At 33.9% G+C, this 15,280-nt stretch carries 18 protein-coding genes; 12 read left to right on the forward strand and 6 right to left on the reverse strand.

The window, feature by feature from the left end:
• Window positions 1-19 precede the first annotated feature (19 nt).
• Complete coding sequence (locus DF185_RS24250) at window positions 20-241, reverse strand: ferredoxin (protein ID WP_110363634.1); 222 nt, start codon at window positions 239-241, stop codon at window positions 20-22.
• A gap of 208 nt (window positions 242-449) precedes the next feature.
• Here DF185_RS24250 and DF185_RS21725 point away from each other — a divergent pair, with 208 nt between their 5' ends.
• The 5 genes from DF185_RS21725 to DF185_RS21745 all read left to right on the forward strand — a co-directional run bounded on the left by DF185_RS21725 (window position 450) and on the right by DF185_RS21745 (window position 3,607).
• Window positions 450-866, forward strand: coding sequence for a hypothetical protein (locus DF185_RS21725; protein WP_110363636.1), 417 nt, complete (start codon window positions 450-452; stop codon window positions 864-866).
• A gap of 20 nt (window positions 867-886) precedes the next feature.
• Window positions 887-1,210, forward strand: coding sequence for a PadR family transcriptional regulator (locus tag DF185_RS21730; protein WP_110363638.1), 324 nt, complete (start codon window positions 887-889; stop codon window positions 1,208-1,210).
• 20 nt (window positions 1,211-1,230) lie between these two features.
• The gene (locus DF185_RS21735) at window positions 1,231-2,808 is read left to right on the forward strand and encodes a PspC domain-containing protein (protein WP_110363640.1); all 1,578 of its coding nucleotides are present in this window, start codon (window positions 1,231-1,233) and stop codon (window positions 2,806-2,808) included.
• A gap of 91 nt (window positions 2,809-2,899) precedes the next feature.
• On the forward strand, window positions 2,900-3,394 hold the full coding sequence (locus tag DF185_RS21740; protein WP_165836096.1) for a DUF4252 domain-containing protein: 495 nt from the start codon (window positions 2,900-2,902) through the stop codon (window positions 3,392-3,394).
• A gap of 15 nt (window positions 3,395-3,409) precedes the next feature.
• The gene (locus tag DF185_RS21745; protein WP_110363644.1) at window positions 3,410-3,607 is read left to right on the forward strand and encodes a PspC domain-containing protein; all 198 of its coding nucleotides are present in this window, start codon (window positions 3,410-3,412) and stop codon (window positions 3,605-3,607) included.
• Between the two features lie 140 nt (window positions 3,608-3,747).
• Here DF185_RS21745 and DF185_RS21750 read toward each other — a convergent pair whose 3' ends face one another.
• A complete protein-coding gene (locus tag DF185_RS21750) occupies window positions 3,748-6,684 on the reverse strand; it encodes a M16 family metallopeptidase (RefSeq protein WP_110363646.1) in 2,937 nt (978 codons plus the stop codon).
• Window positions 6,685-6,991: 307 nt separating this feature from the next.
• Here DF185_RS21750 and DF185_RS21755 point away from each other — a divergent pair, with 307 nt between their 5' ends.
• Entirely contained in the window at window positions 6,992-8,125 is a 1,134-nt protein-coding gene (locus DF185_RS21755) for a lipid A deacylase (protein ID WP_110363648.1), read from the forward strand.
• A gap of 4 nt (window positions 8,126-8,129) precedes the next feature.
• Here the strand turns inward: DF185_RS21755 and DF185_RS21760 are convergent, their stop codons facing one another.
• Window positions 8,130-8,642 carry a DNA-3-methyladenine glycosylase gene (locus DF185_RS21760; protein WP_110363650.1) on the reverse strand — a complete coding sequence of 171 codons (513 nt, stop codon included), beginning with the start codon at window positions 8,640-8,642 and terminating at the stop codon, window positions 8,130-8,132.
• 415 nt (window positions 8,643-9,057) lie between these two features.
• On the opposite strand from DF185_RS21760, the gene rplM reads away from it, so the two are divergent.
• From rplM to frr, 6 genes are all read left to right on the forward strand, one after another.
• A complete protein-coding gene (rplM, locus tag DF185_RS21765) occupies window positions 9,058-9,513 on the forward strand; it encodes a 50S ribosomal protein L13 (protein WP_110363652.1) in 456 nt (151 codons plus the stop codon).
• Window positions 9,514-9,518: 5 nt separating this feature from the next.
• Complete coding sequence (gene rpsI, locus DF185_RS21770) at window positions 9,519-9,905, forward strand: 30S ribosomal protein S9 (protein ID WP_054715526.1); 387 nt, start codon at window positions 9,519-9,521, stop codon at window positions 9,903-9,905.
• Window positions 9,906-10,007: 102 nt separating this feature from the next.
• Window positions 10,008-10,817 carry a 30S ribosomal protein S2 gene (rpsB, locus tag DF185_RS21775; RefSeq protein ID WP_110363654.1) on the forward strand — a complete coding sequence of 270 codons (810 nt, stop codon included), beginning with the start codon at window positions 10,008-10,010 and terminating at the stop codon, window positions 10,815-10,817.
• Between the two features lie 29 nt (window positions 10,818-10,846).
• The gene (gene tsf / locus DF185_RS21780; RefSeq protein WP_110363656.1) at window positions 10,847-11,671 is read left to right on the forward strand and encodes a translation elongation factor Ts; all 825 of its coding nucleotides are present in this window, start codon (window positions 10,847-10,849) and stop codon (window positions 11,669-11,671) included.
• Between the two features lie 176 nt (window positions 11,672-11,847).
• Complete coding sequence (pyrH, locus tag DF185_RS21785; RefSeq protein WP_110363658.1) at window positions 11,848-12,558, forward strand: UMP kinase; 711 nt, start codon at window positions 11,848-11,850, stop codon at window positions 12,556-12,558.
• A 209-nt stretch (window positions 12,559-12,767) separates the two neighbouring features.
• Window positions 12,768-13,331: a ribosome recycling factor gene (gene frr / locus DF185_RS21790; RefSeq protein WP_110363660.1), complete on the forward strand. Its 564-nt coding sequence runs from the start codon at window positions 12,768-12,770 to the stop codon at window positions 13,329-13,331.
• Window positions 13,332-13,403: 72 nt separating this feature from the next.
• Here frr and DF185_RS21795 read toward each other — a convergent pair whose 3' ends face one another.
• The 3 genes from DF185_RS21795 to DF185_RS21805 all read right to left on the reverse strand — a co-directional run bounded on the left by DF185_RS21795 (window position 13,404) and on the right by DF185_RS21805 (window position 14,978).
• Window positions 13,404-13,586, reverse strand: a complete 183-nt coding sequence (locus DF185_RS21795) for a hypothetical protein (RefSeq protein WP_110363662.1) — start codon at window positions 13,584-13,586, stop codon at window positions 13,404-13,406.
• Between the two features lie 25 nt (window positions 13,587-13,611).
• Window positions 13,612-14,166: a hypothetical protein gene (locus tag DF185_RS21800; protein WP_110363664.1), complete on the reverse strand. Its 555-nt coding sequence runs from the start codon at window positions 14,164-14,166 to the stop codon at window positions 13,612-13,614.
• Between the two features lie 398 nt (window positions 14,167-14,564).
• Window positions 14,565-14,978, reverse strand: coding sequence for an HU family DNA-binding protein (locus DF185_RS21805; protein ID WP_110363666.1), 414 nt, complete (start codon window positions 14,976-14,978; stop codon window positions 14,565-14,567).
• Window positions 14,979-15,280: the final 302 nt, after the last annotated feature.

Below are 15,280 nucleotides of genomic sequence, written 5' to 3' on the forward strand. Positions count from 1 at the left end.
AATAATTAGTTCAGATATATCATTCTATCCTGATACAATTGGCGGGACAAATTTCTGCAGCTTTCTGATTTTGTTCAAACTCATCATCGAAAATATCAAGTACAAATTCATTTTTTATAAAATTCGCTCCCAATAAATCACATTTCCCATCGCTCTCATTCATAAGCCAAAAACCAGGTGCTACTCCAACACAATATGCACATCCAATGCACTTACCCCTTCTTTGATACACCCTTTTCATAACACAAAAATTACTGTTTTAATAAAAAATTAAGAGAATCTCAAATATAGTGTAAAATATTTTTAAAATTTTTATTGCTGATTTACAGGTTGTTATACCCTTGTTTTGAAAATATCTAGTACTATGTATTGCATATTACCTTTTTTTCTATGTATATTTGTAATACACACTTATATGTTAGAGATAGTATTATAAAAAATATAGACAAATGAAATCCTTATTAAAAGACAAAATATTGAGATATTCACTCCTGACATTAACAGTAGTTGCTTTCTCCATTGAGTCAAAGGCTCAATTGTTATCAATCGATCAGTTTCTTGTGCCATTCTTTAAAATCGAATCCAATAATGGAGGCGAATCTCCGGCAGAGGAAATAACTAATGAGAAAGGATATCTTGATAATGGAATCTTGATCTTTAGAGAAAATCTTAAAGTTTGTAAAGACATCGTATCTGGAGACTCAGACAATTACAACAATCCAAAACTAAATATGGATACATCAATAAGATGTAATACCTGTAAGGATACGATCACAGTAAAGAAAAACACGACAATAGTAACATCAAAAAAGAAAAGATCTAAAAACTTCAGGAATCTCCCTGGTAACATTAGATCAACAATTTAATCAATATAAATATTCCAAGTATGAAAATAGAAAACACAAAAGCCCAAATGCGAAAAGGAGTGCTGGAATATTGTATTCTTTCCATTCTCTCAAAAAGTGATGCTTATGCATCAGACATCATTAAGGAACTAAAAGAAGCCAAAATGATTGTAGTGGAAGGGACGCTTTATCCCTTACTAACCAGGCTAAAAAACGCTGGTTTATTAAGCTACAGATGGGAAGAGTCGACACAAGGACCTCCAAGAAAGTATTACACAAGTACAGAAGTAGGCAATGATTTTTTAAAAGAACTAGATGGTTCTTGGCAAGAATTGGTTGATGCCGTAAATACGATTAAAAAGTAAGTCCAAAAACTGTTAACACTATGAAAAAGACATTAACAATTAATATAAGCGGAAGTATATTTCACATAGATGAAGATGCTTTTGAAAAATTACAAGATTACCTGCGAACGATCAACAGTCACTATGGTTCAGGTGAAGAAGGAAGAGAAATCATTTCTGACATCGAATCCAGAATTGCCGAGATTTTCCAGGAAAAACTAAGCAGTAAAGATCAGGTCGTAAATGTTGATATGGTTGAAGAGGCAATAACCATTATGGGTAGACCGGAAGAAATTTTCGAAACCGATGATGAAACTACTGAAGAATCACAAAGTCAATCACAAACCACAACTACCAGCAAAAAGAAACGTAGATTGTATCGCGATCCAGACAAAAGAGTATTTGGAGGTGTTTCAAGTGGTTTATCTGCATACTTTGGTATTGATGTAGTCGTATTCAGATTACTATTCGTTCTCTTCTTCTTCCTTGGTTATGGTTTCGCTTTCCTACTATACATCATTTTATGGATTGTTGTTCCTAAAGCAACTACCACAAGTCAAAAACTTGAAATGAAAGGCAAAAAGGTCAACATATCCAATATCGAAGAATCGATAAAAGATGAATACAAAGAAGTAAAAGAAAACTTCGATAAAATGAGAGAAAAAAATGGACCTCAAGTAAAAGATGGATTCGACAGATCTGTTGACTTCCTCGGTTCAGCACTTCGTTTGGTACTTAAAGTGATTATCATTTTACTGGGTATAGGTTTTATTTTTGCAGGATTTGTTTCTCTTATAAGCTTTATTGGATCTATGATTTTTGCTCATAGCTTCTTTGGTCCTTTTGCAGATTTCCATTTTCCAGGTGCAATGTTTCCTAAATTATTTCTTGATGGAACAAGCATTACTTTATTTACCATTGGAATAATTGTTGTAATTGCAATTCCTTTAATGCTATTGATTTTTGCAGGAATTAAATTGCTTTTCAACTTTAAAACCAACAACAAAGTTATAGGCTTTACAGCTCTGGCAGTTTGGCTTACAGGAATTATTCTTTTAATCAGTCTGAGCTTTTCTCAGATCAAAGGCTACATGCATAGTAGTACCAGATACTCAGAAAATCAGCCAATCGAGAAAATCGACAATGACACATTGTATTTACAAAGCACAAATAATATTGGAGATCATTGGTACGAAGGCCATATTGACCTAGACAATGTTAAGGTTTACATGAACGATGATGAAGAAATTATTGTAGGCGAACCAACTTTGGATATCGAAAGAAGTTATTCAGATAATTTTGAGATCAAACTAAAGAAAAAAGCACGCGGAAGAACTTTAGATAGAGCTGTAGAAAACGCAGAAGGAATTAACTACAAATGGGTTCAAAATGATTCTGTAATCGTATTTAATCAATTTTTCACCTTAGGCGATGATTCGAAATGGAGAAATCAAAGGTTGCATATCACGGTTAAAGTTCCGGAAGGAAAAGTTGTTTACCTCGATGAATCAATGAGTAAAATTATTCACGACATCGACAACGTTAGTAACACATGGGATTTCGACATGCTTGGCGAAAAATGGATCATGAAAAAAGAAGGCTTAAGCCTAGTTGAATAATAAATAGTTGTTCTATCCATGTTTTGCACCGATACCTTTTTCATCACACACAACAATCGGTGCAAACATGGCTAATTTTAAAACAAACGTTATGAGAAAATTATTAGTAATTCTGATTGCAATAGCCTTACCTATCCTTTCTCAGGCTCAAACCAAAGGAGAAAAATTACATGCCAAATATTCAAATCTTGATGGCTTCAACAGTTTTAGTTTCGCAGGATCATTCTTAAAAAATCTGGACTTTGATGTCGACGAGGATGAATTGGAGAAAAACGTAACAGGCGATTGCAAATCTATTAAACTCTTAAGTTTTAAACATGAAATTGGCGATGAATCTAAGTTTAAAAAAATTGTAGTATCGCAGCTTTCGAAAGGAAACTCTTACAAAGAAGTGTTAACCGAAGAAAGAGATAAAGATAGCGACGAAGTTCATTTCTTTGCCAAAGGAAAAGGAAAGAAGTTTAGCGAATTCCACATCCTTCACTACAATGAACACAGAACATCATTGATTTCATTTTTTGGGGACTTCCATGTGGACGAATTAAAAACTTTGTCGCATTACAGTATCGACAAAGATGAAGAATAATTAAAATAATATACTATGAAACGATTATTCAGATCAAGTGATAAAAAGATAGCTGGTGTTTGCGGTGGTATTTCTCAATACATAAATCCAGAACTCGATCCAGTAATTATTAGAGCAGGATATTTAATCCTAACATTATTCAATCCATTAATGTTACTGGTTTATTTTATTCTTGCAATGGTTCTGCCAGACGCAAATTGCGAAACGGTATAAATTTGAATGCGATCTTTACCCCAATTTGGTGAAGAAGGGTTTGTCTTTTTCACCTGCTTTACCAAAAGTATTCAAAAAAGTAAGGCCTCTCCCATTAACGGAAGAGGCCTTTTCATTTAATTATAAACACTAAACCCTAATTAATAATTAAATACTTCTTCCAAGCTCAACTCATGAACATTACCTAATTTTTTAAGTACGTTCATATTGATATCTTTCTTGTTACCAACTACCAAATAACAATGGTTTTTATTGGCAATATGTTTCTTGAAGAACTTGTTCAAATCATCAATATTCTGATTCTTCACCTTCTCGTAAACATCTTTTCTGTAATCATGCTTCACACCTTTTCTAAGATTACTCAAGTATGTCCAGTAAACTCTTTCTTTTGTGATTCGTTCAGATTGAATCTTTTTAAGCATGTTTGTTTTGGCTTCGTTAAATTGTTTCTCCTCGTAAGGCATTTCATTCAACAACTCAACCAATGCTTCAGTAGCATCTTTCACTTTATCAGCGCTTGTTGCAACATATGAGAATGAGTAGCCATAATCATCCAATTTTGAAGGAGTGCTGTAAGATGAAAATGCAGAATATGCAAGAGCTCTTGACTCGCGAATTTCTTGGAAAATAATTGAGGCCATACTTCCACCATAATATTCATTGAACAATCTGATTTCTGGCATTAGGTTCATATCCAACTTTTCATCTTTTGCCAACATGATAATGTTTGCCTGCACCATATCATAGTTAACAAAGAAGATTTCATTCTTGGTATAATCCAATTCAGGATATTTTGTTGGTTCCGGAATTTCTTTTAACTGCTCCGAAACTTTATGCTTTGCCTTTAAATTCTCAGCAATTTGTTGTTTTCCTTCAGCTCCATAATAAAATACTCTATGCTTATAGTCTTTTAGCTGTGACAACATTTCAGTTAACTGATTTGGATCCACACTTCTTAATTCATCTTCCAACAAGATATCCGTATAAGGCGATTTTTTTCCATATTTTGCGTAACTATACATTGCTCCCCACAAAATTTCACCCTTATTCAGCTTACTGTCTGAACGATCCTTAATAATACCATCAACATACTTTGAGTAAGAATCACTATCAGCCTTTGCATTGGCCAACACATGTTCCATTAACTCTACTCCTTTGTCGAATGATTTTTTCAATCCGGAGATATACACATAACATCTGTCATCACCAGCTTCAACACCAAATGATAAACCATACTTAAACAATTCTTTTTGCAATTCAGCAGCCGAATACTTATCGGTTCCAATGTATGGCAAGTAATTTAAAGCAATAGGCAACATTTTATCATGATTTTTACCCATTTCGTAAATGTAAATCAACTTGAACAGCTCGTTCGATTTGTTTTCCAAGTAATCGTAAGTTACACCAGGCTTTAATTCTTCTGACTGAATTTCTTTTTCAAAATCAACCCATAAAGGTTTTAATGCAGGAGTTTCTTTTGCTGTTAGTTCCTTATAAAATTCCGATTGTTTTTTACGGTCGATTTTAACTGGAGTAATTGCTGGCTTTTCTACTTTTACAACCTTTTTATCTTCACCTTTTCTCTTATAAACTACAACATAGTTGTTATTGTAGTGCTTGCTTGCAAACTCAACCAATTGTTCTTTTGTAACCAATTCAAGTTCATCAAGCATTTTTAGATTATCAGCCCAAGCTACATTGTTTGCAAAAGCAACTGCAAATTCATGAGCTCTTCCATTTGATTCCTGTCCTCTAATTTTACCTAAACGATAATCATTAATTACAGCCTCTAGCATCCAATCCTCAAACTCGCCTTTTTTGATTTTTTCGATTTCACCAAGAATCAACTCTGTTACATCTTCCATTTTTTGACCTTGACGAGGAACTCCATAAAATGAATGCATTCCATAATCAATATTAAAACTTGCGTAACAACCAGCTCTTAGTACTTTTTGTTTCTGATTCAGGTTCAAATCTATTAAACCTGCTTTTGAATTATTTAAGATCCCATCAATAAGAGTTACAAATTTCTGATCTTCCGAACCAATTCCATCAAATCTGAATGCCATTGATAATCTTTCTGCATCAGGACCAAAAACTTCTTTAACAATTGGCTTTGTAATTGGATCTTCTACTGGAGCAACAAACTTAGGAACTTCTCTTGATTCAAGTTTCCCGAAGGTCTGATCAATTAATTTAATAGTCTCTTCAAAATCCAAATCGCCAGACATGGCAATTGCCATATTATTAGGAACGTAATAAGTATCAAAATACTTATGAATATTCTCCATCGATGGATTTTTAAGATGCTCAGCTCTTCCCAAAGTAGTCTGTGTTCCGTAAGGGTGTTTTTTGTACAAACCAGACATTAAGGCATAACTCAACTTTCTAAAATCATTATCCTGAGACATATTAAACTCTTCATAAACCGTTTCCAATTCGGTATGGAATAAACGAAGAACCAGTTTACTAAATCTTTCTTTTTCGATATTCAACCATTTTTCAAGTTCATTCGATGGAATATCATTCATATAAACCGTTCGTTCGTAAGTAGTATAAGCATTAGTCCCCTTAGCACCAATCGATGACACCAGTTTATCATACTCGTTTGCTACAGCAAACTTTGAAGCCAAAGCAGAAACACTGTCGATTTTTGCATAAACCTTTGCTTTTGCCTCTTTTGTAGATGCTAACTTATGATCTTCATACAAATCAGAAATCTCTTGGATTAACTCTTCCTCCTTTTGCCAATCTACTGTACCAAAATCATCAGTACCTTTAAACATCATATGCTCTAAATAGTGAGCAAGTCCGGTAGTTTCTGAAGGATCATAGGTTGAACCAGCTTTTACTGGAATAAAGGTTTGAATTCGAGGTGCATCTCGATTAACGGACAAATACACCTTTAATCCATTGTCAAGAGTATAAATTCTTACCCCCATAGGATCATTGGTAACTGTTTCGTACCGATAACCATTCTTGTCTGTGTTTTGAACAGTTTGATACTTTTCCTTTGGTGTGCAAGCAAATAAAATTACTCCCAGCATAAAGGCAAAAAGAACATTAACTTTCTTCATTGTTTGTTTGGTTTTAAATGATCATGCCAACCACACAACATTCTCAACCCCTCAACTCGCAAAAGATCATTAACCTTGTGCGATTCGCATAACCTGTTTTGGTTTAGTTTATTAATTCCTGAATTACATTATAAAATAATTCAACAAATGTTAAATGTAATAATTAATTTCTATTTACATATCTTTTTTTACATTTTTTAACTAAAGCTTTCGTTACTTTACTGCCACATGAACTTTTTTATATATTATTAACAATGTATCCTGATAGATAATTGTATTTTTGCAGCGAAATAAGTAAACTACACAGATGAAAAAATTAAATGCCCTTTTATTGTTATTATGCCTTACAGCAGTTATTAACAATTCTTTTGCACAAGTCAATACTCCTTATATGCACTATAAAAAGTTTCAAGTAGCTGATAGCAACAAGCTATTTCTTCGTTTTGAAAATCTAAACTTTGTAAAAAACAACGAATATAGTGGTGAGTTTACGGATGGTGCCACTTGGATTGGATATGTTGCTACACCTAAGTTAGTTTATTATCCAAGTTCTAATTTTAGAATTGAAGCTGGTGTTCGCCTTCAAAAATATTCGGGAAGAGAAGATTTTACTGAAACCGAACCTATATTTTCAGCTATCTATAAACCTTCTGAAGAAATTGAGTTTATTATGGGTAGTTTAAATCAGAACAACAACCATAACCTTTCTGAACCAATGTTCGAACCAGAAAGATATTTTATGGAAACTGCTGAAAATGGATTTCAATTTCTATACAATACGCGAAAGCTACAATTTCAAACATGGATCAACTGGGAAAAATTCATTTTAGAAAATGATCCATTTCAGGAAAGATTTACATTTGGTTTATCAGGAAACTGGCAATTGAACCAATCTTCAAAAACGAAGTTATCTATACCGCTGGAAGCGATTTTTACTCATCGTGGTGGTGAAATCGATAATTCGGAAGGATCGGTTCAAACAGTAGGCAATTATGGATCGGGACTTGTATTGGAGAAAAACATCTCAAATTCAAAAATCACATCATGGTATGTAAAAGCAATGGGCTATTTCTTTTCAGATAATTCTTCAGAAACAGATTACATATTTGATAAGGGACATGCTTTTTATCCACAAGTGGGTATTACTACAAAAAAATCGAAACTAAACTTAGGCTATTGGAACGCTTATCATTTTGCATCTTCACGCGGATCGAAACTGTTCCAATCTGTTGCAATTGATTCTCCAGAATATTTTGAAGACAGAAGAGAATTGGCAACTCTTAATTACTACTACGAGCATAAAATTACCGGCGGAATTCATTTTGGTGGCAAATTAGATGTTTACTATGATCTTAAAAATTCTTCGGAGAATTGGGCTGCTGCCATCTACTTAAGAATTAATGGTGATTTCTTTTTAAAGAAAGTAAAATGGAATAAATAACATTCTACTTCATTAAATATCTGAAAGGTTTATTTTTCCAGATTTCACCTGCATAATCGATATTAATGCGAGGGTGACGCGTAAAACTACATTTTTGCCCGTCATCCTCAATCCATAATCTTTCGGACAGACCTAAATCCTCCCCATAAAAACTCTTATCCAAATTTAGAGTTCGCCCCACTCTGCCAGGACCATTTATTTTCTCTACTCCCCTAATCAAAATGGCTTGAGGTTTATTTATTGGTCCAGTCACAATATTAAGTAGCCAATACATTCCATAAATCAAATAAACGTACACCAAACCACCTTCAGCATACATTACCTCTGTACGAGCTGTTCTTCCCTTTGCTGCATGACATGCCAAATCTTCTTCACCGATATACATTTCAATCTCAGTAATTCTGAATTTTTCGATTCTTCCATCAATTTTCTTTTGTACAATCAATTTTCCAATCAGTTCTTCAGCAACTGCTCTTATATCTCTTGTGAAAAATTCTTTTCCTAATTTTTCCATCATCAGAATCTATTTCGAAATTAGATGTTTACAAAATAACAATTTCGCATCTTACCAACTGCATATCAAAGAATCAGAAATCATTTTGCATTAAAAAAAGAGAGAAAATTACAGGTGATGCAAAAATTATTTCATACTTTTGCAGTGAAATTGTGACGATGGGCTTTCTTGAGAACGAATCCCTCCCCAACATGTTGATTTGACTACCCTTAGCAAGTACCAAATTCAATACTGGGTAATATATCAATTTTGATTTTTTGATACACTTAATCACTCCACATCATCCCGATTATCCACAACTGGTTAAGTATCCATCAATTAATCAAGAAAAAAATTGGTGTATTTGGGAGATTCTTGTACTTTTGCAAGCCAAATTGGAATAATTGTATTAAAGTATTAATTATTAAAAGTTTTAGAAGTGGATACATTAAGTTACAAAACTGTTTCTGCTAACGAAGCAACTGCTAACAAAGAGTGGGTTGTTATCGATGCAGAAAATGAAGTGTTAGGTAGACTTGCTTCGAAAGTAGCTAAACTACTTAGAGGTAAATACAAGCCTAACTACACTCCTCATGTTGATTGTGGAGACAACGTGGTTATTATTAATGCTGAAAAGGTTCGTTTGACTGGAAACAAAATGACTGACCGTCAGTATTTCTCTTACACTGGACACCCAGGTGGACAAAGAATTAAATCTCCTGCTGACCTTATGGCTAAGCACCCGGAGAGATTGATTGAAAAAGCTGTAAAAGGTATGCTTCCTAAAAACCGTTTAGGTAGAAAGCTTTACACTAACCTTCACGTTTACGTAGGTGGTGAGCACAAGCACGAAGCACAACAGCCAAAGAAATTAGATTTAAACACTATTAAATAAGAGGTATGGAAGTAATTAATGCTATCGGACGTAGAAAAGCAGCAGTTGCTCGTGTATACGTTAGCGAAGGTAAGGGTCAGATTACCATCAATAAAAAAGAGCTTAAAGAGTACTTTACTACCGGAACTCTACAATACATCGTTACTCAGCCATTAAACCTTCTTGAGGTTGCTGATAAGTATGACATCAAAGTAAACCTTGATGGTGGTGGTGTAAAAGGTCAAGCAGAAGCACTTCGTTTGGCTATCGCTAGAGCTCTAGTAAAAATTGATGCAGAATCAAAATCTGCTCTTAGAACTGCAGGTTTCATGACACGTGACCCTCGTGAGGTTGAACGTAAGAAGCCAGGTCAGCCTAAAGCACGTAAAAGATTTCAATTTAGTAAACGTTAATGTTTTTGTGGCAGGTTTAGTATCTAAATTGTTAAGACTTCGTTTTTCGAACTACTTGACAATTGCCATAAAATGAATGTAAACGATTAAAAAAACAAAAAAATGTCAAATACTACATTTGAAGAATTGTTAGAAGCCGGATGTCACTTCGGTCACTTAACAAGAAAATGGAATCCTAAAATGGCTCCTTATATTTTCATGGAGCGTAATGGAATCCACATTATTGACCTACACAAAACAGCGGTTAAAGTTGATGATGCTGCTGCAGCATTAAGACAAATTGCTAAATCAGGAAGAAAAATTCTTTTTGTTGCAACGAAAAAGCAAGCTAAAGCTATCGTTTCAGAAAAAGTAAGTGCTGTAAACATGCCATATGTAACTGAGCGTTGGCCAGGTGGTATGTTAACTAACTTCCCTACTATCAGAAAGGCAGTTAAGAAAATGACTTCTATTGATAAAATGGAGTCTGATGGAACTTTAAACCACCTTTCTAAAAGAGAAAGACTACAGGTATCTCGCCAGAGAGCTAAGTTAGAGAAAAACTTAGGTTCTATTGCTGATCTGACCAGATTACCAGCGGCATTATTTGTAGTTGATGTAATGAAAGAATACATCGCAGTTAAAGAAGCTAACCGTTTGGGTATTCCTGTATTTGCTATGGTAGATACTAACTCAAGCCCAGAAGGTGTTGATTTCGTAATTCCAGCGAATGATGATGCTTCTAACTCAATTTCTATTATCCTTGATAAAGTTACCGGAGCTATTAAAGACGGTTTGGCTGAAAGAAAAGTAGAGAAAGAAAAAGAATCTGCAGATAAGAAATCAGCTAAAGCTAAAAAAGCGACTAAAGCAGAAGCTCCAGCTGCACCAGAAGCCCCAGCTACTGAAGCAGGAAAGAATGATAAGGAGTAATTTATTCACACAAAAAAATTCGATATATCATGTCTATTAAAGCAGCAGACGTAGCCAAATTGCGTAAAGCAACTGGCGCAGGAATGATGGATTGTAAAAAAGCTCTTACTGAAGCAGAAGGAGATTTTGACGCAGCAGTAGAAATCATTCGTAAAAAAGGTATGGCAATTGCTAACAAACGTGCCGACAGAGAAGCAACTGAAGGTGTTGTATTAGCAAAAGTTTCAGAAGATAAGAAAACAGGTGCATTGATTACTTTGAACTGCGAAACTGACTTCGTAGCAAAGAATGAAAACTTTGTAGCTTTCGCTACTCAGATCCTTGATCTTGCTTTAGCAAACAAGCCAGCTGATTTGGAAGCTTTGAAAGCTTTGGAAATGGATGGTAGAACAGTTGAAGCGCACGTTACTGAGCAAACTGGTGTTATCGGTGAAAAAATCGATTTGAGTACATACGAAACAATCGAAGCTGAAGCAGCAGTTGCATATATCCACGCAGGTAACAAATTGGCGACTTTGATTGGATTCAACAAAGAAGTTGAAGAACAAATGGGTAAAGACGTTGCTATGCAAGCAGCAGCTATGGCTCCTATAGCTATTAACGAAGATGCAGTTCCTGCTGACGTTGTAGCTAAAGAGTTGGAGATTGGTAAAGAAAAAGCTCGTCTTGAAGGTAAGCCAGAACAAATTCTTGACAAAATTGCTCAAGGTCGTTTAGGTAAATTCTTCAAAGAGGTTACTTTATTGAACCAAGACTTCGTAAAAGATGGTAAGAAATCAGTGAAGCAATATCTTGCTGAAGCTGACAAAGACCTTACTGTTACAGCAATGAAGCGTTTTACTTTGAATGCTTAATACAATTATTATTACATATAAAAAGAGTTCCTTTTCGGAACTCTTTTTTTTATGTCTTTTTGAATAATTTTTCTCAACTTTAAAAAGCTTGAAGCTGACTGCTTGAAGCTTGTAGCTAATTAAAACAATAACCTAAGCTTGAGCCTTGAAGCTTGAAGCTTACAGCTTATAAAATTATGGCAAAATACAAACGAGTACTTTTAAAGCTAAGTGGCGAATCATTAATGGGTGAACAACAATATGGTATCGATTCGCAACGTTTGAACGATTATGCAGAACAAATTAAGGAAATCACCGAACTTGGCGTTCAAGTAGGAATTGTTATTGGCGGTGGAAATATTTTCCGTGGTTTAAGCGGAGCGGCCAAAGGTTTCGATCGTGTTAAAGGAGACCAAATGGGCATGATGGCAACCGTTATTAATAGTTTAGCCCTAAACTCTGCCCTTGATGCAATCGGATGTAAATCAAGAGTACTTACAGCCATTAGAATGGAGCCAATTGGTGAGTTTTATTCGAAGCAAAAAGCCATTGATTACCTAAATGATGGCTATGTTACCATTTTCTCTGCAGGAACAGGTAACCCTTACTTTACTACCGATACCGGATCTTCATTAAGAGGTATCGAAATTGAAGCTGATGCAATGCTAAAAGGCACTCGTGTTGACGGTATTTACACAGCAGATCCTGAAAAAGATCCATCAGCAACTAAATTTGAAAATATTACTTTCGACGAAATTTACAATCGCAATCTTCGTATTATGGACCTTACTGCTACAACCATGTGCAAAGAAAACGATTTGAACATTGTAGTGTTCGATATGGACACCAAAGGAAACTTGAAAAAAGTGATTGAAGGAGAGAACATTGGAACTGTAGTGCACAACTAAAGCTTTTAGCCATTAAGATTGGTATTTAGAAAAAAGTATTATCTTTAGTAAGGTCTAATTTCTTGATCTGCAATTAGCTTGTTAGAAAGTTTAATCATTCATAAATTAGAATGTAAGCTAATAGCTAAATACTAAAAGCCAATAGCTAAAAATTTATATTTTTGTAGACACATACATTGATCAATAATTACAATTAAAATCTTTCTCCTATGACCGAAGAAGTTCAAATGTATCTGGATGATGCAAAGGAAAAGATGGAATCTGCAGTAGACCATCTTGAAAAAGAATTACTTAAAATTCGTGCAGGAAAAGCTAGTCCTAGCATGTTAAATGGTGTTATGGTTGACTACTATGGAAGCATGACTCCTTTAGCTCAGGTTGCTAACGTAAGTGTTCCTGATCCTAGAACAATTGCTGTTCAACCTTGGGAAAAAACCATGATTTCTCCTATCGAAAAAGCAATTCTAAATGCAAATTTAGGTTTCAACCCTGATAATAACGGTGAAATTATCCGTATTAATATTCCTGCTTTAACTGAGGAACGTCGTGGTGACTTGGTAAAACAATCGAAAGCAGAGTGTGAAAATGCTAAAGTAAGTATTCGTAACGCTCGCCGCGACACCAACGTAGAGCTGAAAAAATTGATTAAAGAAGGATTATCTGAAGATCTTGAAAAAGATGCTGAAGCAGAAGTGCAAAACATGACCGATAGCTACGGTAAAAAAATTGACGCTATGCTTGCAGAAAAAGAGAAAGATATAATGACCATATAATAGAGAGAAAGCTGCCAATTGGCAGCTTTTTTTTTATTTTAAATAACAATATTAAGATATTAATAATCGTTATTATTTTATCGTATTTTTCTTTTTTTCTCTAGTGAATAATACAATAAGTCCAATCACATCGAAAAATGATCCTATATAAATCAAAATTTTATATAAGTCATTTACTGGAGAAATAGCAATGATAGCCGAAAATTTCAACATAAAACCAATCAGGAATATTAATACTAAATATTGTTTTTTCATAATTTGTTATTTTGTAATTATAATTTTATATACAAGATACTGCACATGCAGATAAAATAGATGCTGCACCTCCAGGAACTAAAGCACCTGCTTTACCCCAAAGTGTATCCATTACATCATCCCAAGCACGATCAACACAATCTGCAAATGATTCACCTTCCAGTCTGTAGAATTTAACATTTGTTGGATCATGTTCCTTAATAGCATAGTTAATAACTTGCCCTTCTTCATCATAAATAATTTCAAAATCTTTTTTTGCTTTCAGGTTATTCTCTCCATCATAAAGAACAATTGTATATTTTTCTTCTTCACGTGGGATTATATATGCTTTTCCACCATCTTCGTAATTAAGCACATACACATACTCTTCTTCTGTTGATTTAGTTTTATCTGGAAATTCTATAAAATCTGATGGGTTGATCAACTCATTGTCAATAGAATTAATACCAAACTTATCCTTTAATAATAGAGTTCCTTCTGTATCTTGTTCCTCTTTTGATATATTTTGATCATTATCACAAGAATAACTAATACCGCTAAGGATAGCCAAAACTAATCCTATAAAAAATATTTTTTTCATTTTAAATTTTTGTTAATAAAGCAAGTTTCCTTACTTTGCAATGTTATATTTAATTATGCACAGTGCATTTGTTCTTTCGCATAAGCATTTGTACTGTGCGCTTTTACTGCTTCAACTGACAGTACAGTCCCATTTTTTTTTAGAGATGGCTCCCATTTTAAGAACACTTCTTAAGTCTCTTAATCAATTCTCTTTAAACTATTGCCTTTTACCCAACCTCCTTTCTTTTTCTAATAAAAAACACTCTTCATTTTCACTCTAAGCCTTTATTATACAGATTTAGACCTTAATACAGGAATATCTAAACCTTTTTACAAAAAGGTCTTGACTTTATTTTTTTAGGTCTAGACTTTTTTAAATAAAGTCTAGACTATTTTCAAAAAAATACTTGATCTTATTTATTCGCTTACCACTTCATTTTCGTGTATAGTGGCAATTTTCTCGAATTTAGCACTTGCCAATTCATCTTTAAACAATATTCCTGGGCGGAATTTTACTTTTACTCCATCAATATGGCTGGCGTTTAAATCATCTTCCTTTTCTACGCCTTCGCTCTTGGCAATTAATCCCATATTACCAAACTCACCCAGATCTACTGTATAACCATCGAGCAAGGTTTTGGGAACAATTTGAAGGAAGCCTTCAATTACAGACATGATGTCCATTTGATTTAAACTGGAACGATCAGCAATTTCTTCAGCAATAAAACGAATGTTTCTTTTGCCTTTAGCATTAATTGAAGCATAATACTTAGCCGGAGCTTGTCGGTCTCTTGGGTTTTTACGACCTACTGGTTTAAAATTAATACTCATTTCCTAGGGGTTTTAGGGTTAATATTGAATTGAGTTATAATTATTTTTTATTAATCGTAATCGAATTTAATTGTTTTTTTTTATTAACACAAAATTTTTATTTCAACATTTCACAAATACGTATTTTCAATTTATAATCACGTCATTTGAGTTTCTAATCAGGTATTTTTATTCTTTAATCAAACCTATCAAGTGATCGTCTGATGTAATTAATTCTCTATTTTATTTTACTTATTTTTCAAATATTCTCACCTTACTTTTCCCATACTTAATAAATAGGCAGAAGAAAAAATCATATCTTA

Source organism: Marinifilum breve, from assembly GCF_003202155.1.
Lineage (GTDB): Bacteria > Bacteroidota > Bacteroidia > Bacteroidales > Marinifilaceae > Marinifilum > Marinifilum breve.

Excerpts from the sequence above, each read along its gene's own strand:
- DF185_RS21740 (WP_165836096.1), top strand. The coding sequence starts at position 2,900 with ATGAGAAAATTATTAGTAATTCTGATTGCAATAGCCTTACCTATCCTT.
- frr (WP_110363660.1), top strand. The coding sequence starts at position 12,768 with ATGACCGAAGAAGTTCAAATGTATCTGGATGATGCAAAGGAAAAGATG.
- rpsB (WP_110363654.1), top strand. The coding sequence starts at position 10,008 with ATGTCAAATACTACATTTGAAGAATTGTTAGAAGCCGGATGTCACTTC.
- DF185_RS24250 (WP_110363634.1), bottom strand. The coding sequence starts at position 241 with ATGAAAAGGGTGTATCAAAGAAGGGGTAAGTGCATTGGATGTGCATAT.
- pyrH (WP_110363658.1), top strand. The coding sequence starts at position 11,848 with ATGGCAAAATACAAACGAGTACTTTTAAAGCTAAGTGGCGAATCATTA.
- DF185_RS21760 (WP_110363650.1), bottom strand. The coding sequence starts at position 8,642 with ATGATGGAAAAATTAGGAAAAGAATTTTTCACAAGAGATATAAGAGCA.
- DF185_RS21725 (WP_110363636.1), top strand. The coding sequence starts at position 450 with ATGAAATCCTTATTAAAAGACAAAATATTGAGATATTCACTCCTGACA.
- DF185_RS21800 (WP_110363664.1), bottom strand. The coding sequence starts at position 14,166 with ATGAAAAAAATATTTTTTATAGGATTAGTTTTGGCTATCCTTAGCGGT.
- DF185_RS21795 (WP_110363662.1), bottom strand. The coding sequence starts at position 13,586 with ATGAAAAAACAATATTTAGTATTAATATTCCTGATTGGTTTTATGTTG.
- DF185_RS21735 (WP_110363640.1), top strand. The coding sequence starts at position 1,231 with ATGAAAAAGACATTAACAATTAATATAAGCGGAAGTATATTTCACATA.
- DF185_RS21730 (WP_110363638.1), top strand. The coding sequence starts at position 887 with ATGAAAATAGAAAACACAAAAGCCCAAATGCGAAAAGGAGTGCTGGAA.
- tsf (WP_110363656.1), top strand. The coding sequence starts at position 10,847 with ATGTCTATTAAAGCAGCAGACGTAGCCAAATTGCGTAAAGCAACTGGC.
- DF185_RS21805 (WP_110363666.1), bottom strand. The coding sequence starts at position 14,978 with ATGAGTATTAATTTTAAACCAGTAGGTCGTAAAAACCCAAGAGACCGA.
- rpsI (WP_054715526.1), top strand. The coding sequence starts at position 9,519 with ATGGAAGTAATTAATGCTATCGGACGTAGAAAAGCAGCAGTTGCTCGT.
- DF185_RS21755 (WP_110363648.1), top strand. The coding sequence starts at position 6,992 with ATGAAAAAATTAAATGCCCTTTTATTGTTATTATGCCTTACAGCAGTT.
- DF185_RS21745 (WP_110363644.1), top strand. The coding sequence starts at position 3,410 with ATGAAACGATTATTCAGATCAAGTGATAAAAAGATAGCTGGTGTTTGC.
- DF185_RS21750 (WP_110363646.1), bottom strand. The coding sequence starts at position 6,684 with ATGAAGAAAGTTAATGTTCTTTTTGCCTTTATGCTGGGAGTAATTTTA.